The following is a 19,316-nucleotide window of genomic DNA, read 5'->3' on the forward strand; positions in this document are numbered from 1 at the left end:
TTGCGGGACCCTTCGTGACGCTCGCAAGCTCGCTCCTCAGGGAGCGGGGCCAGGTCGTTCTTCCGGATCAGGGAGCAGAGACGCGTTCGACGATCTCCTTGATCGCCGCGAGGGTGACCGGGATCCCCGACAACGCGGCGTCGCGGCGCTGCTCGAGTTGGGCGTCGGCGTCGTCCCCGAACCGCTGCGCGAACAGCTCGAACCCGGCCGGCTGCACGGCCCACGATTCGGTCAGCGTCGTCCCGTCGTCGTCGGGTTCGATCGTGTACGACCACCGCACGGCGTCGCCGTTGACCATCCAGGCGAACTCGATGGGCTCCTGTGCGGCGACCACCCGCGACTGGGTCTCCCACACCCGCTCGGGTGTCTCGTTGCGGCCGAAGAACCACGCGCCCACCTCCGGTCCGGTCGCGGGCTCCTTCCACCAGCACGCCTTGCAGATCGGGCTCCACTCGCCGGTGCGAGCGATGTCGGTCACCAGATCCCAGACCTGCTGCGGCGTGGCGTCGATGTGGATGGACTCGGAACGGGTGAATCGAGCACTGCGGTCGATGTCGCTGGTCGTCATGGGCCCTTCCTGCGGTCGCGTACCGACCATCCTAGGGAGGGCGCCGCTCAGGGCGCGATGGTCCGGTACCGGGACGGGCTGACCCCGAAGGTCCGGCTGAACGCACGACTGAAGTGCGACGGGTCGCGGAACCCGACCTGTGCGCAGATGTCGGCGACGCCCAGATCGCTCTGGACGAGCAGGTTACGGGCCCGGTCGAGCCGCCGGGCGTAGAGCCACGCCCGAGGTGTGGTGCCGGTCGTGCTGAACAGCTTGTGGACGTAGCGCACCGACATCCCGAGCTCTGCGGCCACCAGTGCGATGGTGTGGTCGGGATCGTGGATGTGATCGGCCATCGCGTTCTGGACCGCGCGGAGGTCGGCGGCGTGTATCCGGTCGGTCGCGGTGCGGGGTGAGACCTGCTCGGTCATCGCGCCGGCGACCATGTCGAGGACCGCGCTCGCCACCGTGCTCGACGACGGCACGGAGATGCCCTGGACCTGGGCCGCGACATCGACCAGGAAGTTCGACACCAGCCGTCCGATGCCCGAGTCGACCGCGATGGCCCGGCCCGTCGCGTCGTCGACGACGTCGTGGGTTGCCCGCGCGATGAGCTGTTCCCGCGGGGCGCGCACGACGATCTGCTCGAACTCGGTTGCGCCACTGACGACGAAAGGTGCAGTGGCGTCGATGATCCCGAAGGCGCCGTGTTCCAGCAATCCGGTGCGCTCACCCTGTGAGATCGTCGCGGCCCCCTGGGTGATGAGGCACAGCAGATAGTCGTCGGCCGGATCGGATTCGATCATCGCCGGCGTGCGCACGACGGTGTGCGGATCGGCGCGGACCACGCTGACCGACAGGGCGCCGACGGGTCGGGCGACGATCTGTGCGGTGAACGGGCGTCGGTCCTGGGGCCAGTCGATGTCCATCTCGCAGAAGGTGGCGTCGAGGGCCTCGGCCCACCGCACCCGGCCCTCGGCACTCGCAAGCTCGCGGGTGCTCAGTTCCACGGATCCGGCGGTGCGCGCGGAGTCATCCATCGGTGCATTCGCAGTCATTCTCTCCCACCACCTCCACCCATAGTGTTCCAGATCACAAGACATCGCCGACGTGGCCGGCGGCATGACCGAACGAGCCGGCCCCAGACAACAGATATCCGGAACGACAACGGAGAGTCACATGACCGCAGTACAGCCCTCCCACGAGGTCACCCCGAAGTTCGTCGAAGAGATCACGATGGCCGAGCTGGAGGCCGATCCGTACCCCTTCTACGAGCGGCTCCGAAAGGAGGCGCCGGTGGCGTTCGTGCCGTCACTCGGGATGTACATCGTCTCGACCCGCGAACTCTGCATGCAGATCGCGAAGGACTCGGACACCTGGCCTGCGGTGATCTCCCCGGCCGGCGGACGCACGTTCGGCCACGGTGCGCTGCTCAACTCGAACGGCCCCGAGCATCGCGACCTGCGCGACATGGTCGAGCCGCATCTGCAACCGTCGGCTGTCGACGACTACATCGACGATCTGGTGCGTCCGTTCGCACGCGAACTGCTGGAGCGGATCGAGGACAACGGTTCGGCCGACATCGTCGCCGAGTACTGCGAACCGGTCAGTGTCCGTGCCCTCGGCGACCTGCTGGGCCTCGGAGATGTGAGCACGGACAAACTGCGGGAGTGGTTCCACAAGCTCAGCGGCTCGTTCACCAACTCCGCGATGACGCCCGACGGCGAGTTCGCCAATCCCGACGGCTTCGTCCCGGGGGACGAGGCGAAGGCCGAGATCATCGCGCACGTCGACCCCAAGATCGACGAGTGGATCGTCAACCCGGATCACAGCGCGATCTCGCACTGGCTCCACGACGGGATGCCGGAAGGCCAGACGCGCAGCCGCGACGTCATCTACCCCAACCTGTATGTGTTCCTTCTCGGGGCGATGCAGGAGCCGGGACATGCGATGGCGACCACACTCGCCGGTCTGTTCAGCCGGCCGGAACAGCTCGAGCGGGTCGTCGACGATCCCGGCCTCATCCCCAGGGCGGTCGGTGAGGGTATGCGGTGGGTCGCGCCGATCTGGTCGGCGGCCGTAAAGATCGCCACCGACGAGGTCGTGGTCGGCGGGGTGACGATCCCGCAGAACTCCTTGGTGATGCTCTCCTACGGTTCGGCGAATCAGGACGAGAACGCCTACGACGCCCCGACCGCCTACGACCTCGACCGCGCGGTGATCCCGAACATGACCTTCGGCGGCGGTGTCCATGCCTGTGCGGGAACCTACTTCGCCAACAACGTGATCAGGATCGCGCTCGAGGAACTCCTGGAGACGATCCCCAACATCGAGCGCGACACCGACCACGAGGTCAACTTCTGGGGCTGGGGCTTCCGTGGCCCCAAGGAGCTCCACATCCAGTGGGAGGTCTGAGGCGTGACCACCACACATCGTGTTCGTGTCCAGGGTTCGGACACGCCGCTCGAGGTCGCCGCCGATCAATCGGTTCTCGATGCGGTTCTGCGCGCGGGGGAATGGCTGCCGCACTCCTGCACGCAGGGGACCTGCGGTACCTGCAAGCTCCGAGTACTCGACGGCGAAGTGGCGCACAATGACTCACCCGACTACACGCTGACACCTGCCGAACGGTGTGCCGGGCTGGCGCTGGGTTGCATGGCCACCCCGTGCTCGGACCTGGTCGTCGAACCGCTGGGCGCCGCGGTCGACGATGGAACGCCCCGACATCCCCTGCGCGATCACGACGGCACCGTCGTCGTCCTGGACGACATCGCCACCGATACGCGCCGACTCGTCGTCGAACTGGACGAGCCGATGTCGTTCAACGCCGGCCAGTATGCGGAGCTGGTGATTCCCGGTACCGGTGTGGGGCGCCAGTACTCGATGGCCAACCCGCCGTCGGAGTCGAAGCTCCTGGAGTTCCACGTCAAGCGCACCGTCGGTGGAAGAGCAACGGAGGGTTGGATCTTCGGTTCGCTGACGGTGGGGGAGCGGGTAGAACTCCGCGGACCGCTCGGCCAGTTCCACCTCGTCCGCGAGCAGGCCGAGCCGGCGATCCTCATCGGCGGCGGTACCGGACTCGCCCCCCTGAAGTCCATCGCCCGCCACGTGCTGGACCACGGCCTGGTACCCGAGCTGTACCTGTACCACGGTGGCCGACGACGCGACGACCTCTACGACGTCGAGTTCTTCCGCGAACTCGAGGCCGGGTACAGCAACTTCCACTACCGGCCGGTCCTCAGCGAGGAGCAGTGGGACGGCGCCACCGGGATGGTCACCGACGTCGTCGTCGAGGACTTCCGGAGCTGTAAAGGGCTGAGCGCCTATCTCTGTGGCCCGCCGGCCATGATCGAGGCCGGCGTCCGGGCGCTGAAACGTCGCCGGATGGCGCCCCGTCTCATCTTCCGAGAGGAATTCACCGTGGCGGCCCCCGTGGCGACCACCGCGGCATCGTGACATCTCGATCGATCCGAAAGGCAAGTCATGTACCGACTCACCGTGATCTACGGACATCCGCTCGACCCGGAGGCCTTCGACCGGCACTACGAGAACGAGCATGCTGAACTGGTCCGCCGTATCCCCGGACTGCGCCGGTTCGCCGCGGGCAAGTGCGACTCCCTCGACGGCACCGAGCCCGCCTCGTACTCTGTGGCCGAGCTGTACTTCGACTCGAAAGACGCCCTTGCCCAGGCCCTCGGATCGCCTGAGGGGCAGGCCGCGGCCGGCGATGTCGCCAACTTCGCCACCGGTGGGGCGACCATGCTGTTCAGCGACGAGTCGATGGTGGGTCCCTGAGATGGCCGCGCTGCAGACCGTCCAGAAGATCGGCCCGGTCCTGGATCTGTTCACCGTCGAACGTCCGGAGTGGGGTGTTTCGGAGGTCGCGGGTGAGCTCGGCGTCCCCCGGTCGAGCGCGCACGCGCTGCTGGCCTCACTGGTCGACATCGGCCTGCTCCAGTGCCGCGCCCGCGGCCGCTATCGCATCGGCTGGCGGGTCGTCGAGCTGAACCAGGCGTTGCAGGGCACGGTCGACGTCAAATCCTGTGCCGCAACGGCTTTGCAGGCGCTGTCGGAGAAGTTCGGCGAGACAACCCATCTCGCGGTCATGGAACGCTACCGGGTGATATACGTCGACAAGGTGCTCGGCAATCACGTCATCAACGTATCCGGCGCCCGGATCGGCGCCCAACTCGACGCGCACTGCAGCGCGGTCGGCAAAGTACTCCTCGCGCACTGCGACCCGGCTCAGCTGGCCCGCAACGTGACCGACAAGCAGCTCCGGCGGTACACGTCGTCGACCGTCACGGACCCAGACGAACTGGCGGCCGAACTGAAGGGTGTGCTGCGCCGGGGTTGCGCCTTCGACCTGGCCGAAGCCGTTCCCGACGTGCACTGCGTCGCGGCTCCGATCCGCGACGAGATGGGGGTGGTCGTGGCGGCGATGTCGATCACCGCGCCCGCGACCAGATTCGTCCCGGCACAACACGAATTCCGGCGTGCGGTCATCGCGGCCGCCGCCGACGCGTCCCGCGCGCTGAGCACCTCGTCCGGCGACGAGTCCACGCCCATCCGGCTGCCCGAGCGCGAGGTCTCCGTCCTGCACGCGGTGGCGGGATGACCCCGCGATCGCCGTTCCTCAGCCCAGAAAGATCGTGCCTTCCATGACCGACCATGCCGACCTCGTGCGCGACGCCGCCGATGCGCTGCTCGACGCCTATCGAGACCACGCCCCGATCGAACCCCTGGCCGCGCGGTTCGCGGACCATCCACTGTCGACCGCCTATGAGATCGCCCTCGCCCAGGTCCAGGACTGGGAGAAGCAGGGTGACGTGGTGAAAGGGCACAAGGTGGGGCTGGCCTCCCGTGCCATCCAACGGCAGATGGGTGTCGACCAGCCGGACTTCGGGCACCTCACGGCGAGCATGTTCCATCTCGAGAACGCCCCGATCCCGGCGGGCACCTTCATCCAGCCGCGCATCGAGCCAGAGGTCGCCTTCGTCCTCGCCAAACCGCTTCGCGGGCCGGGGGTCACGGTCGCAGAGGCCACCGCGGCCGTCGACTTCGTGCTCCCCGCACTCGAGATCGTGGACTCGCGCATCCGCGACTGGCAGATCGGCATCTTCGACACCATCGCCGACAATGCGTCGTCGGGCGGGGTGATCCTGGGCGGACGGCCGGTGCCGCTCGTCGACGTCGACCTGCGGATGGCCGGCTGCAACCTGCATGTGAACGGCGAACTCGTCGACACCGGCGCCGGTGGTGCGGTGCTGGGATCCCCGATCAACGCGCTGGTCTGGCTGGCGAACACGGTCGGGCCGCTGGGTGTCACCCTCGAACCAGGCCACGTGGTCCTGCCCGGTTCGATGACCGCGGCCGTGCCGGTCGCGCCGGGGGACACCGTGGTCGCCACCATCGCCGGACTCGGCAGCGTCACCGCGGTGCTGGCCGGCGCGTGAGTGCTCGTGTCCTCGAACCATCAGGAGAAGATGTGACAGACAATGGAATCGACGATTGGAGTGCGGTTCGTGTCGCCGGCACGCTGCTCGCCGCCGAACACTCGCGGACGGCGCGGACCTCGATCCACCACGAGTGGCCGGGCCTGACACTCGACGTAGCCTATGCCGCTCAGGACATCGCGCTCGCCGATCGGCGCTCGCGCGGAGAGACCGTGACCGGGATCAAGCTGGGCCTGACCTCGCGGGCCAAGCAGAAACAGATGGGCGTCGACGAACCGTCGGTCGCCTGGCTCACCGACGCGATGGTGCTGCCCGCCGGTCTGCCGGTTCCGCGTGAGCGACTCATCCATCCGCGCGCCGAGCCGGAGATCGCTTTCGTGCTCGGGCGGCCCCTCACCGGTCCCGGTGTCACCGCGGCCACAGCACTCGCCGCGGTCGACCATGCGATGGCCGCGATCGAGATCATCGACAGTCGCTACTCGGGGTTCAAGTTCACCCTCGCGGATGCGGTGGCCGACAACAACTCCTCCGGCGTCTACGTGACGGGTCCGGTCATCCGAGATGTCGCGAACGTGGACTTCGGACTCGAGGCGTGCCTTCTGGAGATCGATGGCGACATCGTCGCCACCGCGACGGGCTCGGCGGTGCTCGGACATCCTGCCGAGGCACTGGCGTTCGCGGCCAACACCTTCGGCGCGCGGGGCGTCACCCTGGAGGCAGGGTGGGTCGTCCTCACCGGCGGCATGACGGACGCTGTGCCGGTCGAGCCGGGTAGCCGGGTCGCGGCACACTTCACCACGCTCGGCTCGATCACGATCGCGGGAGGGTGAGATGCCGTTCATCGATGTGACCATCGCCCAGGGGCGTTCACCCGACGAGGTACGCGCGCTGATGCGCGAACTGACGGCGGCCGCCCACCGTGCGATCGGCGCGCCGATCGCGAACATCCGAGTATGCGTCCGCGAGGTCCCGACCACCCACTGGTCGGCGGGCGACGTCACCGTTGCCGAACGTCAGGCGGCGAACACGGAATCGTGAGGCGCGGGAGGAGCTGCTCGCTACTGTCCACGGGAACTGCAAGACACTGGTCCCTGATTCGAAAAGGCCGCTATACCTGCAGTCCGGCCGGTGACCGGCAGACTTCAACTCGACCGATGGACTTCGATTGAAGTCTAGGAGTCGAGTTGAAGTCTGTTGGTCACGGGGCGTGTCAGCTCTGCTCCCTGGCCGTCCGGGTAGCCGACGTCGATCCCGAGAGTGTTGCCCGCTGATGATGCGTCGTTGAACACGGTGCACATGCGGGTGACCGAGCAGGGCAGAGTCGCGATCGCCGCGGACGTGACCGCGGTGATCGGGGAGAAGTTCCTGTCGATGATCGACGAACGATCCTGCCCGCGGCCGGAACCCGACGGCGCCGAGGATCGTCGCAGTGTCGGAGAACGCCGCGCCGACGGTTTGGAACTATTGCCGGATCAGGCGGCGGTCGGTGCGGCGATGACCACCGCTGGCGCGCTTCGCACCCAGGTGCTGGTGACCATCCCGGCCGACAACACCGATCCGGCGCGGTTGCCGTGGGTCGGTGCGGTCACGGCGTCGACGGCACGACGACTGTCCTGCGACGGTGGGGTGGCCGAGATCGTGCTCGACACCGAGGGCGTGCCGTTGCGGAAGGGCACCACGAATCGGCTGTTCCCACACCACTTACGTCGAGCGATCATCGTTCGCGTTATGTGCTGTGTGAAATGCGTTGCCCCCGCGGCGTATACGCAGGTCCACCATCTCGTCCATAGGGCTGATGGTGGTCCGACTGATCTGGACAACGGGTGCTTGCTGTGTCAGCGCTGCCATACCCAGGTCATCACCATGGCTGGGAGGTGGTGATGGGTCCTGATCGGCATCCGTGGCTGATCCCGCCGGCCGACATCGACCCCCGACGGTTACCCCGGCCTGCCTACAACCGCCGCACCATGCGACTCGACGACGCCCTCGTGTAGTCGCCAACCCTAGAACCACCGCGCCCAGACTCTCCGGCGTCGACTCCGGCGCCACACGACCTTTGACAACTCCACAGGGTGGATGTGTCGGGCTCAGCGAGCCGCGCGGAGTGCGATCTCCGACGCCCGGACATCACTCGCCGGCTGGCCGGCGATGCCCCAGTTCTCCGGCGCCACCTCGACAATCTGTCCACGGACGCCCGAGCGTTCAACGTCCAGGTGCTCGACGACGAGGTCGGTGAACGCGGCCAGAAGTTCCGAACGTTGCTGCGGCGGACGGCCTGCGAGCACGATGGCGGTGAAATAGGGGGCTGCCGACCCGCCGTCGGCGACGAGCTGTCCGCCGACGGCGAGGTCGGTCGGGTCGTACTGCACGACGAAGGCGCGTACCCGCTCGATCGGTGAGTCGAGGATGCGGGAGTAGGCCGCACTCGCGGCGGTCAGCAGAGCGGCGCGCTGCTCGGTGGACGCGCTGCCGACGGGGATGTGGAAGTGTGCAACCGGCATGTTGGCTCCGTTCGGGAAGTGCCCGCGTCCGTTTCGGACCGGGCTACTGGATGCCGTGGCGAGTTCCGCCGTCGGCGTTGAGGACGCTGCCGTGCAGCACGGCGGCCTGGGGCTCGAGCAACATCTCGACGAGCCAGGCGATCTCGTCCAGTGTGGGCAGGCGACCCAGCGAGGTCTTGGCCGTGTACCTGTCCCAGATCTCCTGCGGCGCGGCCCCGGTCTCACGCGATTCGGTGTCGACGAAGGCGCGGAGCCGAGGGGTGTCGATGGGCCCGGGCGCGATGGTGTGCACGGTGACACCCCGGGGTCCGTAGAGTGCCGAGATCTGTCGCATCAGATTGAACAACGCGGCATTGGCGGTACCCGGTCCCGCGTCGAGGGGCCCCGGTTCGAGTCCGAGTGAACCCGCGACCGCTACGAACCGCGAGCCGTCGGCGAGATGGTCGCGGACTGCTCGCAGCAACCGGACGGTGCCGGCCACCTTGATGTTGGCCGCGGTGGCCAGCAGCGATGGCTCGATCGCGTCCGCGGAGCCGCGCACCGGGAGACCGGCCGCGAACACCGCGAGTCGTACGGGCCCGTCGAGGCAGGATCGGATCGCGTCCACGGACCAGTCCTCGGCGATGTCGGCCGCGCACGGGATGATCAGTTCGTCTGTTGCCGCGAGCTGTTCGAGTTCCTCGGCACGGCGCCCCACCGCGAGAACCCGCATCCCGCGTGCCACCAGGCGTCGTGTGAACACGGTCCCCATCGCGCCGGTCGCGCCGACGACCACACATGTCTCGGTTGTGGACACGGGTCCTACTTCCGGATGCGCAGGGTCACCGCACGGGGTTCGGTGAAGAACTCGCGTGAGTACTGGCCACCCTCACGGCCCAGGCCGCTGATGCCCTCACCGCCGAAGGGCAGCCGGAGATCGCGTTCGAAGAAGGTGTTGATCCAGACCGTGCCGGCCTTCCAGCGCGCGGCCATCCGATGAGCCCGATCGAGGTTCTGCGTGAACAGGATTCCGGCGAGACCGTAGGGGGAGTCATTGGTGATGCGCAGCGCCTCCTCTTCGGTGTCGAAGCCCAGAACCGTCTCGACGGGACCGAAGATCTCCTCACGTGCCGTGCGGGAGTCATTGGTCAGGCCGGTGATGACGGTCGGCGGATAGTAGAAGCCGCCCGCCCGATCGGGGTCGGTGAGTCGTTCGCCGCCGGTGATGATCTTGCCGCCTTCATCCTGCGCGAGTTCGACGTAGCTGTGCACCTTGTCGAGGTGACGCTGCTCGATGAGCGGCCCCATGAACGTCGTCGGGTCCTTCGGGTCCCCGACCACGAGCTTCCGCGCCTCCTCGACGAAGCGCTCGACGAACTGCTCGCGGATCGAGTTCTGCACCAGCAGTCGCGAACCCGACAGGCAGACCTGCCCGTTGCCGCCGAAGATGGCCCGAAGGGACATCGGCACGGCCACATCGAGATCGGCGTCGGCGAACACGATGTTGGCCGACTTGCCACCCATCTCGGCCGAGACAGGCGTGTGGTTCGCGGCGGCCGCCTGCAGGATCTTCACGCCCGTGGCACTCGATCCGGTGAAGGTGATGCGGTCGACGCGCGGATCGGAGGTCAGCGGTCCGGCGACGGCCTCACCACCGAAGCCGTGGACGACGTTGAGCACCCCGGGCGGCAGACCCGCCTCGAGCGCGATCTGCGCGAAACGGTTGGCGGTCAACGGTGTCTGCGGTGCCGGTTTGAGTACCACGGTGTTGCCGAAGGCAAGTGCGGGCGCGATCTTCCATGTCGCCAGCATCAGCGGCGCGTTCCACGGACTGATCGCGGACACGACCCCGGCGGGCGGGTAGAGGACGTAGGAGAGCAGATCGCCGTCCGGGTAGGCCTCGTTCGCGGCCATCGAGACGTAATCGGCGAAGAAGCGCAGGTTGTGGGCCACCCGCGGGATCTCGGCGTGCAGCGACTGCGTGATCGTCTTGCCGCCGTCACGGGTTTCGAGCTGTGCCAGCTCCTCTCGGTGCTCGTCGACGGCGTCGGCGACCGCATGCAGGATCGCCGCGCGTTCCTTGGGTGACATCTGCGGCCACGGCCCGTCGTCGAAAGCTGCTCGGGCAGAGTCGATCGCAGCGAGACCGTCGTCGGCGGTGCCGCGCGCCACCCGCGCGAGCAACGTGCCGTCATGCGGGTCGCGCGACTCGAACGTCGCACCGTCCGAAGCTGTGCGCCACTCATCCCCGATGAGGTGGCGGACCTCGGCGGTACCGTTCTGATCGGTGCTTGTCAGATGGCTGGAAAGAGTCATTGCGTCACACCTCTGCCGCGACGGGCGTCTCGTACGTGCGGCCCGCGAGTTCCGAGGCCACATCGATGATCATGTCTTCCTGGCCGCCGATCACCCCGCGCCGGCCGAGTTCGAGCAGGATGTCCCGGGCCGGGACCCCGAACTTCTTCGCAGCGCGCTTGGTGGGGTGGAAGAACGTCGAGTACACCCCGGCGTATCCCAGTACGAGAGCGGTCTCGTCGACGATCTGCGGCTCGGTCATCAGTGGGGCCACGACGTTCTCGGCGGTGTCGATGAGCGGGAACAGCTCGACGCCGGTGTCCCAGCCGGCGCGTTCGAATGCGCCGGCGAGGACTTCGGTCTGGGCGTTGCCCGCGCTCGCGCCGAGCCCTCGGAGCGAGCCGTCGATGTAGGTGGCGCCGTTCTCGGCGGCGGTGAGCGCGTTGGCGATCCCGACACCGAGGTTGTTGTGGGCATGGAAACCGATGTCCGCGGAGATCGCCTCGCGCAGTGCCGCGACCCGCTCGCCGGCCTGCCGCGGGACGAGCGCACCTGCGGAGTCGACGACGTACACGACGTCGGCGCCGTAGGAGTCGAGCTTGGCCGCCTGCTCGGCGAGTGCGTCGGGTTCGAGTTTGTGGCTCATCATGAGAAAGGTCATCACGGTGAGACCGTTCTCCTTCGCCCATTCGACAGGCTGCTGCCCGCAATCGGCTTCGGTGCAGTGGACGGCGACGCGGACGGTCGAGATGCCGGCGTCCACCGCCGCCTGCAGTTCGTTCAGCGTCGCGATGCCCGGTACGTAGAGGGCCGCGATGTCGGCGTTGTCGACCGCGTCGACGGCGGCGCGCACGTACTCGGGGTCGGTGGCCGCGGCGAAGCCGTACTGGACCGACGACGCACCGAGACCGATGCCGTGTGCCACTTCGATTGTCGGGACGCCGGCCCGGTCGAGGCCGGCCGCGATGGCGGCGACGTCGCGGGTGGTGAACCGGTGCGAGACACTCGACATCCCGTCACGCAGCGTCGTGTCGACGAGGGTGACCGATCGTGGCCCGCGGGCCGGGGACTGGCTGGTCATCGCAGTGCTCCTGTCTGAAGTGTCGCTGTCGCGGCCCTCTCCTGCGCCATCACCTCGGCGACCTGCACGGCGGCCGCGGTGATGATGTCGAGATTGCCTGCGTACGTGGGTAAGAAGTCGCCGGCGCCGACGACCTCGAGCATCACGGTCACCAGATCGCCATCGGTGTCGACGAGCTTGAGGGTGTAACCGGGGACGTAGCGCTGGACCTCGGCGACCATGTCGACCACGGCGCGTTCGATGGCCACGGGATCAGGGTTGCGCACTTTCGCATACACCGTGTCGCGCATGTTCATCGGCGGTTCGGCCGGGTTGATCACCGAGATCGCCTTGGCCCGGTCCGCTCCCGCGACCTGCGCCAGGGCGCGCCCCGTCTTCTCGCTGAACTCGCTCAGATTCTGCCGCGTTCCCGGACCCGCACTCGCCGACGCGATGGCCGCGACGATCTCTCCGTAGGCGGCGTCGGCGGCCTGGTTGATCGCGTGGAGGATCGGGATGGTGGCTTGCCCGGCGCAGCTCACCATGTTCACGTTGGGCGCGTTCACGTGTTCGCGGAGGTTGACCGCGGGGACGACGTAAGGGCCGACCGAGGCGGGCGTCAGATCGATCGCGGTGATCCCCGCGTCGGCGTAGCGGGGCGCGACGGCGGCGTGGACCTTGGCGGAGGTGGCCTCGAAGACGAGGTCGGGGGGCGAGGACTGCCGTAGCAACCAGTCCACGCCCTCGGCCGACGCCTCGAGTCCTTCCTCGCGCGCCCGGCGCAAACCCTCACTGGCGGAATCGATCCCGACCATGTGGACCGGTTCTACGTACTCGGACCGCAGCAGTTTGTACATCAGGTCCGTCCCGATGTTGCCCGATCCCACAATGGCGGCGGTCAACCGGCTCATCGCATGTCTCCTCTGCTCGTGCGCACGTTCGGTCTCGGTTGCCGTCGGCGTGCTCGACACCGAACCTAAGGAGCGGTTGCCGTCTCCGGGGCCAAGGCACGGGCAGTCCGAACGCGGAGCGCATCGGCGACACCGTTGTTCGGATATCCCGAATGGCGGTGACGGCAGTCACATCTCGTCGCCATGCTGAGGCTCATCAGCCAGCAGCCACCGAGATCCGGTGGCGCCCGATCCACAGGAGAAACGATGACCGAGAACGCCGCACGCTTCGATGTCGCGCACCTCGCCCGTGCCGAACTGTTGACCCCGAAGCCGCAGGAGACCCTCGACTTCTTCACCCGATTCCTGGGCATGTACGTCACCCGGCGCGAAGGCCAGTCCGTCTACCTGCGGGCCTACGAGGACCCCTACCCCTGGAGTCTGAAGATCACCGAGTCCGCCGAACCCGGGATGGGCCATGCCGGCATGCGGACCAGCTCCCCCGAGGCGCTCGAACGCCGTGCCGCCTCGCTGCAGGGCGCGAACATCGAGACCTCGTGGCACGAGGACGAGTTCGGCTACGGCAAGACGCTCGCGTACAAGACCGCCGACGGTCACGACTTCGCGCTGGTGTGGGAAGCCGAGACCTACGTCGCGCCACCGGAACTGCAGAGCAAGATCCTCACCCGGCCGTCGAAGAAGCCGTTGCAGGGGATTCCGGTCAAGCGCATCGACCACCTCAACCTGATGGCCTCGGACGTCACCGCGCTCAAGACCGAGTTCGAACGCCACCTCGGGTTCCGAACCACCGAGCGCGTTGTCGACGGTGACGTCGAGATCGGCGCCTGGATGAGCTCGAACATCCTCGGCCACGAGGTCGCCTGCATGCGCGACATGACCGGCGGGCGCGGCAAACTGCATCACCTCGCCTTCTACTACGGCACGGGTCAGCACAACATCGACGCCGTGGAGATGTTCCGCGAGTACGACATCCGCATCGAAGCCGGTCCGGACCGGCACGGGATCACCCAGGGGCAGTTCCTCTACGTGTTCGAACCGGGTGGCAACCGCATCGAGTTGTTCGGCGAGTCCGGATATCTGCATCTCGATCCGTCGGCCGAGACGAAGACCTGGCAGATGTCCGACATCGACACCGGTCTGGCCGTCGGCGGCGCGAAGCTGCCGTGGGAGACCTACTTCACCTACGGCACCCCCAATCCGCTTCCGCTCGACGAGCACATCACGGCGTTCGCCGACTTCGGGCCGGGTGCACCCGCGCCGGAGGTCGAGGCGGTCGTCGAACTGGTGCCCGACGAGATCGAGAGGTCGCGTGCCGTGGCCGACGCACCGGTCTGATCGGGAGATTCCCTGACTGTCATCGACATCGCCGCGGTGTCGTCGTCCGACGAACGTGCCCGACCAGCCACTGCGGATCGCCGACACCCTGTACCACGACCTCGTGTCGCCCGGCGAGGTCGCGGTGGTCCGCCGCCGGGTTCGGGAAGTCGCGCTCCGCGACGTCGCCCCGGTGGCCGATCGGATCGCGCGGGGCGACGAACGGCTCGACGGCTTCCCGCACGACGTGTTCGATCGGCTGGCCGCGGCGGGGATCTACCGCATCCCCTTCGCGGCCGACGTCGGCGGCGACGGACTGGCCCACCCGGCGACTGCGACGGCCACCGCCGTCGAAGAACTGGCGTACTTCTCCAACAGCGTCGCCGCGATCTTCGACGTCCATTGCATCCTCGCGGGCAACGCCGTCAACCGGGGCACGCCGGAGCAGCGCCGCCGGTGGCTGGCACCGGTCGTCGCCGGCGAGATCGTGGGCGCGTTCGCCACCAGCGAGCCGGCCGCGTCGAGTGATCTCTCGCCCGAGGCGGTCCGGCCCGTGGCGCACCGCCGCGGCGACGGCTGGGTGCTGAACGGACGCAAGCGCTGGATCACCAACTCCGTTGTCGCCGCGTTCGTCGTGGTGCTCGCGCGCACCGGTGACCGGCTCTCGACGTTCATCGTCCCGACCGACACCCCGGGGGTCCGGGTGGGTACGCCGGATCGCAAGCTCGGGAACAAGGGCCAGATCACCGCCGACGTGCACCTCGACGAGGTGGAGCTGGGGCGTGAGTCCCTGCTCGGGACCGAGGGCGGCGGGCTGAAGGTCGCCCTGCAGACGCTGACCTACGGACGTATCGGGATCGCGGCGGCGGGTGTGGGCATGGCGCAAGCCGCCTTCGACCGCACCGCTGCCCACCTGCGCACCCGGGTGGCCTTCGGCGAACCGCTCGCAGCCCGGCAGCACTGGCAGTTCCTGATGGCCGACCGCGCGACCGAGATCGCGATCTCGCGCGACCTGTACATCAAGGCCGCGATGCGGCTCGACGCCGGAACGCGCTTTCCCGAACCGGAGGCGGCGATGGCCAAGCTGCGCGGCACCGAGGTCGCGGTCCAGATGGCCCGCGACGCGGTCCAGGCGTTCGGCGGCTTCGGATTCACGCAAGAGCTCGGCGACGACGACTCGTCGGGTCCGGTCGAGGCCCTGTACCGGGACAGCAAGATCGGGGAGATCTACGAGGGCGCCAGCGAGGTACAGCGGTGGGTGCTCGCGCGGCAGATCTTCGGTCGCGACGTCGTGGGCTGATCGACGCGCTGACGACCCTCCGGGCCGTCGTCCACCCCGGTGGGCGGCGGCCCTTGGCGTCGCGGGACCAAATCGGGGCATGGTGGTGTTGTGCACGGTGACGCCCTCCGAGCGCCGTCGCTCGACGGAGCCGAGGGAGCGTCAGCAGGAGGAAACGTGAGCAACACCTACCGCAAGACCCCCGAGGCGTTGAGCCGCCTCACCGACATCCAATACCGCGTCACCCAGCGTGACGGCACCGAGCGTGCCTTCGACAACGAGTACTGGGACAACCACGAACCCGGCCTCTACGTCGACGTCGTGTCCGGGCAGCCGCTGTTCTCGTCCACCGACAAATACGACAGCGGCACCGGCTGGCCGAGCTTCACCAAGCCGATCGAGCCCGACGCGGTCGCCACCAAGACCGACCGCACCCTGTGGATGCGACGCACCGAGGTGCGCTCGTCCGGCGCCGACAGTCACCTCGGGCACGTCTTCGACGACGGGCCGCGCGAGGCCGGCGGACAGCGCTACTGCATGAACTCCGCCTCGTTGCGGTTCATCCCGGTTGGCGAGCTCGAGGCGGAGGGGTACGGCGAGTACGCCGGCCTGTTCGGCGGCACGCACACCACGAATTCCCACACCACCGATACCCAGGAGGAGAACGTATGACGACCGACCCCGGCCAGATCACCGTCCGTCCCGGCACCGAGACCGCGGTCCTCGCGGGCGGATGCTTCTGGGGTATGGAAGACCTCATCCGCAAGCAGCCCGGCGTGCTCGACACCCGGGTCGGCTACACCGGCGGGCAGAACGACCACGCCACCTATCGCAACCACCCCGGTCACGCGGAGGCCGTCGAGATCGTGTTCGACCCGACCCAGACGTCGTATCGCGACATCCTGGCGTTCTTCTTCCAGATCCACGACCCGACCACGCGCAACCGGCAAGGGAACGATGTCGGCACGAGCTACCGCTCGGCGATCTTCCCGGTGACGCCGGAGCAGGAGCAGATCGCCCGGGACACCATCGCCGACGTCGACGCGTCAGGGCTGTGGCCCGGCAAGGCGGTCACGACGATCGAGGAGCTGGGTCCGTTCTGGCAGGCCGAGCCCGAACATCAGGACTACCTGCTCAATTTCCCGAACGGGTACACCTGCCACTTCCCGCGCCCGGGATGGGTGCTGCCGAAGCGGGACGCGGCGTCCACGCGGTGACGCGCGAGGCCGGCTGACCGTGCCGACGCCCGTCGACGGTCATGCGACAACGACCGTCGACGGGTTCGTCGGCGTATGCTGGGGCGATGTAGCACTCTGCTACACACGCGCGGGAGGTGTGCGATGAGCACCGGGACGGACAAGGTGACCCGGCTGTCTGCTGCATTGGTGACCGATGCGGCCCGGGAAGGCGCGCGAGAGCAGCGGTCGGCGCGGCAGCAACTCGAACACTGGGCGCGTCTGGGGCGCAGCGTCTCGCAGCGCACCACCGCGTCGCGTCAGCGGGTCGAGGCCGCGCTGGCGGGCGATCTGCCGGGAGAGGTGCTGACCGCAGAGGAAGCCGTCGTCTACGACGCCGAGATCGACGCTCATCTCGAAGCGCGGCTCGCGACCGACGACCACGTGGTTCGTCGTGCCTCGGCCGGGTTGTCCTCGGTGGTCGTCGATGACGCCGGACGGCTCGTCGAACACCGCCCCGACGGGACGAGCGTCATCCTCGAGCAGTGACTCCGCGGCTCGATCTGGTCGTCGGATGCAACGGCGCAGGCAAGTCGACGCTGGTCGAGCGTCATCTGCAACCCCTGCTGCATGTGCCCTTCGTCAACGCCGACCTGATCGCCCGGCAGCGGTGGCCCGACTCCGCGGAAGCCCATTCCTACGACGCCGCCCGGTTGGCGGCGGCGACGCGCGACACTCTCATCGAGCGCGGCACCTCGTTCATCGCCGAGACGGTCTTCTCGCACCCCTCGAAACTGGAGCTCATCGAACGTGCGCATACCGCCGGATACCGAGTCGCGCTGCACGTCGTCATGATCCCCGAGGCTCTCGCGGTCCATCGCGTCCGATTGCGCGTGGACAGTGGCGGGCACGCGGTCGCCGAGGTCAAGATCCGCGAGCGGTTCCGACGCCTGTGGCCGCTCGTCCGGACGGCCATCGCGCGGAGTGACCTGGCAACCGTGTACGCCAACGAGCGACCGACCACGCGCATCGTCGCGCGGTACGTCGACGGTCTGGTCGCCGGCGTACCCGACTGGCCGGACTGGACGCCGGGTGCGCTGACGGATACGAAGGCACGATGACTTCCCTCGATCGAGCCGGCCGGCTTCTCGTCGTCGGCGCTGTCAACGTCGATCTCGTGGTGGCGACCGACCGTCTGCCGGGGCCCGGTGAGACGGTCGTCGGTCCGACCGTGACACGTCACGGCGGCGGCAAGGGTGCGAACGCCGCCGTCGCCGCGGCGCGTGCGGGTGCCGGGGTGCGATATTGCGGCGCTGTGGGTTCCGACGACATGGGCGCGAGCGCACTCGCCGAACTGCGGGACTCCGGTGTCGACGTGACGGACGTGGACGTGCTCGACGGCGTCGCCACCGGGATGGCGCTGATCGTCGTCGATCCGCACGGGGAGAACCAGATCGCGGTCGGGGCAGGCGCGAATGCCGTCCTCGGCACCGATGAGGTCCGTGCCGCGGTCGACCGTGCGGCGGGCTGGGCCGGCTGTGTCCTCGTCAGCACCGAGATCCCGGCCGACGCCGTCGCCGCGGCGGTCACGACGGCCGCCGCCCGGGGTATCCGCTGCGTCGTCAACCCCGCCCCGGTGTTGCCGTCGACCGTCGACCTGATGGCGTCGGCGCCGGTACTGACGCCCAACTCCTCTGAACTGCGGGACCTGTACGGACTCGTCTCCGAGGGTGTGGCCGCGCCGGAGATATCGGCGGCCGAACAGGCGACGGCGGTCGCATCCCGAACGGGCGCACCGGTTCTCGTGACCCTCGGTGCCGATGGCGTACTGATCGCCGACCCCGCGTCCGAGGTGATCTCGCTCCCCGCCGGACAGGTCGCGTGGGTCGTCGACACGACCGGTGCGGGTGACACCTTCAACGGCGTGTTCGCGGCCGCGCTCGCCGCCGGCTCGATGGTAGTCGAGGCGGCGAGACGTGGTGTCGCGGCGGCGTCGCTGTCCGTCGCGGCGGTCGGCGCCCGGGCCGGGATGCCGAGCGACGACGAGATCCGCCGCGCGATGTGAGCGGAACCGGCCGGGGGAGAGCTGCTAGCGGGTGGCCGGTTGCGGCCGTTTCATGAACCGGTGATGGTCGTCGCTGGGCAGGAAGTAGTCGCCCTGCCCGCCCGCACGCAGCAGTGGTCGGGCGCCGGCCGTGTCGTACGTCTGGTCGTCGCGCAACAGATGGGTGGCGATGTGGATCTTGACCACCTCGCCCAGCACCATCCAGGTGTCGACGAGGTCGCCTGCGGCCGTGCGTAATTGGAACGACTGGGTGGTTCGGCACTCGAAACTCACCGGACTCTCGCCGACCCGTGGCGGGGCCACGAGATCAGAGGCGAGGCGCGTCAGGCCGGCGACGTCGAACTCGTCCTCGCCGGCGGGCACCGCAGCCGAGGTGGCGTTCATCTGCTCGCCGAGATCGTCGGTGGCGAGGTTCCAGACGAACTCGCCGGACCCGATCGAGTTGGCGACGGTGTCCTTGTAACCGACGCTGGCGAAACCGACGATCGGCGGCGTGTAGTTGAAGAGGTTGAAGAAGCTGTAGGGAGCCAGGTTGCCGACGCCGTCGTCGGACACCGTCGAGATCCAGCCGATCGGCCGCGGCGCGACGATGGCATTCACCGGGTCGTGGGAGAGCCGGTGGCCCTGCGACGGCTCGTAGGAGTGGTAGGTCGTCACCATCGCCACGGTACGTCAGCCGTCACCCGTTCCATCGCCTGCGTAAGGTGAGGTGCGACCGACCACCGCGCACATCG

General features: G+C 68.2%; 22 protein-coding genes and 1 pseudogene. 15 read left to right on the plus strand and 8 right to left on the minus strand.

The features are described 5' to 3' along the window. Positions 1 to 67: 67 nt before the first annotated feature. Together JW364_RS07115 and JW364_RS07120 are read right to left on the minus strand one after the other, a co-directional pair. The gene (locus tag JW364_RS07115) at positions 68 to 568 is read right to left on the minus strand and encodes an SRPBCC family protein (protein WP_068970806.1); all 501 of its coding nucleotides are present in this window, start codon (positions 566 to 568) and stop codon (positions 68 to 70) included. A gap of 47 nt (positions 569 to 615) precedes the next feature. Continuing rightward, the gene (locus JW364_RS07120; RefSeq protein ID WP_065632477.1) at positions 616 to 1,605 is read right to left on the minus strand and encodes an AraC family transcriptional regulator; all 990 of its coding nucleotides are present in this window, start codon (positions 1,603 to 1,605) and stop codon (positions 616 to 618) included. A 121-nt stretch (positions 1,606 to 1,726) separates the two neighbouring features. Between JW364_RS07120 and JW364_RS07125 the strand changes: the two genes are divergently transcribed. From JW364_RS07125 to JW364_RS07160, 8 genes and pseudogenes are all read left to right on the plus strand, one after another. Next, on the plus strand, positions 1,727 to 2,962 hold the full coding sequence (locus JW364_RS07125; RefSeq protein WP_068970807.1) for a cytochrome P450: 1,236 nt from the start codon (positions 1,727 to 1,729) through the stop codon (positions 2,960 to 2,962). Between the two features lie 3 nt (positions 2,963 to 2,965). Beyond that, positions 2,966 to 4,003 (plus strand): NADH:ubiquinone reductase (Na(+)-transporting) subunit F, encoded by a 1,038-nt coding sequence (locus tag JW364_RS07130; protein ID WP_068970808.1) that lies wholly within the window; start codon positions 2,966 to 2,968, stop codon positions 4,001 to 4,003. 27 nt (positions 4,004 to 4,030) lie between these two features. Next, the gene (locus JW364_RS07135; protein WP_068970809.1) at positions 4,031 to 4,342 is read left to right on the plus strand and encodes an EthD family reductase; all 312 of its coding nucleotides are present in this window, start codon (positions 4,031 to 4,033) and stop codon (positions 4,340 to 4,342) included. Between the two features lies 1 nt (position 4,343). Further along, on the plus strand, positions 4,344 to 5,165 hold the full coding sequence (locus JW364_RS07140; protein WP_068970810.1) for an IclR family transcriptional regulator: 822 nt from the start codon (positions 4,344 to 4,346) through the stop codon (positions 5,163 to 5,165). Between the two features lie 43 nt (positions 5,166 to 5,208). Next, positions 5,209 to 6,003: a 2-keto-4-pentenoate hydratase gene (locus tag JW364_RS07145; protein ID WP_068970811.1), complete on the plus strand. Its 795-nt coding sequence runs from the start codon at positions 5,209 to 5,211 to the stop codon at positions 6,001 to 6,003. A 32-nt stretch (positions 6,004 to 6,035) separates the two neighbouring features. Then, the gene (locus JW364_RS07150; RefSeq protein WP_137809483.1) at positions 6,036 to 6,833 is read left to right on the plus strand and encodes a 2-keto-4-pentenoate hydratase; all 798 of its coding nucleotides are present in this window, start codon (positions 6,036 to 6,038) and stop codon (positions 6,831 to 6,833) included. 1 nt (position 6,834) lies between these two features. Continuing rightward, on the plus strand, positions 6,835 to 7,041 hold the full coding sequence (locus JW364_RS07155) for a tautomerase family protein (RefSeq protein ID WP_068970812.1): 207 nt from the start codon (positions 6,835 to 6,837) through the stop codon (positions 7,039 to 7,041). A 185-nt stretch (positions 7,042 to 7,226) separates the two neighbouring features. Next, a pseudogene (locus tag JW364_RS07160) lies at positions 7,227 to 7,997 on the plus strand (DUF222 domain-containing protein); the annotation flags it as partial. A gap of 93 nt (positions 7,998 to 8,090) precedes the next feature. Here JW364_RS07160 and JW364_RS07165 read toward each other — a convergent pair. Genes JW364_RS07165 through JW364_RS07185 form a run of 5 tightly spaced genes read right to left on the minus strand, consistent with a single transcriptional unit; the run spans position 8,091 to position 12,749 of the window. Further along, complete coding sequence (locus tag JW364_RS07165) at positions 8,091 to 8,504, minus strand: tautomerase family protein (RefSeq protein WP_068970813.1); 414 nt, start codon at positions 8,502 to 8,504, stop codon at positions 8,091 to 8,093. A 43-nt stretch (positions 8,505 to 8,547) separates the two neighbouring features. Beyond that, positions 8,548 to 9,300: an SDR family NAD(P)-dependent oxidoreductase gene (locus JW364_RS07170; protein WP_068970814.1), complete on the minus strand. Its 753-nt coding sequence runs from the start codon at positions 9,298 to 9,300 to the stop codon at positions 8,548 to 8,550. 5 nt (positions 9,301 to 9,305) lie between these two features. Next, positions 9,306 to 10,799, minus strand: a complete 1,494-nt coding sequence (locus tag JW364_RS07175) for an aldehyde dehydrogenase (RefSeq protein WP_205333369.1) — start codon at positions 10,797 to 10,799, stop codon at positions 9,306 to 9,308. Between the two features lie 4 nt (positions 10,800 to 10,803). After that, entirely contained in the window at positions 10,804 to 11,859 is a 1,056-nt protein-coding gene (gene dmpG, locus JW364_RS07180; RefSeq protein ID WP_205333370.1) for a 4-hydroxy-2-oxovalerate aldolase, read from the minus strand. Next, positions 11,856 to 12,749: an acetaldehyde dehydrogenase (acetylating) gene (locus JW364_RS07185; RefSeq protein WP_078113761.1), complete on the minus strand. Its 894-nt coding sequence runs from the start codon at positions 12,747 to 12,749 to the stop codon at positions 11,856 to 11,858. Before JW364_RS07185 ends, dmpG begins: the two co-directional genes overlap by 4 nt. Before the next feature lie 246 nt (positions 12,750 to 12,995). Between JW364_RS07185 and JW364_RS07190 the strand changes: the two genes are divergently transcribed. From JW364_RS07190 to JW364_RS07220, 7 genes are all read left to right on the plus strand, one after another. Beyond that, positions 12,996 to 14,084: a VOC family protein gene (locus tag JW364_RS07190; RefSeq protein WP_205333371.1), complete on the plus strand. Its 1,089-nt coding sequence runs from the start codon at positions 12,996 to 12,998 to the stop codon at positions 14,082 to 14,084. A 55-nt stretch (positions 14,085 to 14,139) separates the two neighbouring features. After that, positions 14,140 to 15,363 carry an acyl-CoA dehydrogenase family protein gene (locus tag JW364_RS07195; protein WP_277244056.1) on the plus strand — a complete coding sequence of 408 codons (1,224 nt, stop codon included), beginning with the start codon at positions 14,140 to 14,142 and terminating at the stop codon, positions 15,361 to 15,363. A 156-nt stretch (positions 15,364 to 15,519) separates the two neighbouring features. Then, positions 15,520 to 16,014: a peptide-methionine (R)-S-oxide reductase MsrB gene (msrB, locus tag JW364_RS07200; protein ID WP_165629534.1), complete on the plus strand. Its 495-nt coding sequence runs from the start codon at positions 15,520 to 15,522 to the stop codon at positions 16,012 to 16,014. Then, on the plus strand, positions 16,011 to 16,559 hold the full coding sequence (gene msrA / locus JW364_RS07205; RefSeq protein ID WP_068970820.1) for a peptide-methionine (S)-S-oxide reductase MsrA: 549 nt from the start codon (positions 16,011 to 16,013) through the stop codon (positions 16,557 to 16,559). Before msrB ends, msrA begins: the two co-directional genes overlap by 4 nt. 123 nt (positions 16,560 to 16,682) lie before the next feature. Continuing rightward, positions 16,683 to 17,066: a hypothetical protein gene (locus JW364_RS07210; protein ID WP_068970821.1), complete on the plus strand. Its 384-nt coding sequence runs from the start codon at positions 16,683 to 16,685 to the stop codon at positions 17,064 to 17,066. Beyond that, positions 17,063 to 17,638 (plus strand): zeta toxin family protein, encoded by a 576-nt coding sequence (locus JW364_RS07215; protein ID WP_165629536.1) that lies wholly within the window; start codon positions 17,063 to 17,065, stop codon positions 17,636 to 17,638. The genes JW364_RS07210 and JW364_RS07215 overlap by 4 nt, the downstream gene beginning before the upstream one ends. Then, positions 17,635 to 18,582, plus strand: a complete 948-nt coding sequence (locus JW364_RS07220) for a PfkB family carbohydrate kinase (RefSeq protein WP_165629537.1) — start codon at positions 17,635 to 17,637, stop codon at positions 18,580 to 18,582. Before JW364_RS07215 ends, JW364_RS07220 begins: the two co-directional genes overlap by 4 nt. 24 nt (positions 18,583 to 18,606) lie before the next feature. Here the strand turns inward: JW364_RS07220 and JW364_RS07225 are convergent, their stop codons facing one another. Beyond that, positions 18,607 to 19,239: a flavin reductase family protein gene (locus JW364_RS07225; RefSeq protein WP_165629538.1), complete on the minus strand. Its 633-nt coding sequence runs from the start codon at positions 19,237 to 19,239 to the stop codon at positions 18,607 to 18,609. Positions 19,240 to 19,316 lie beyond the last annotated feature (77 nt).

Source organism: Gordonia sp. BP-119 (genome assembly GCF_016924115.1).
Taxonomy (GTDB): Bacteria; Actinomycetota; Actinomycetes; order Mycobacteriales; family Mycobacteriaceae; genus Gordonia; species Gordonia hongkongensis.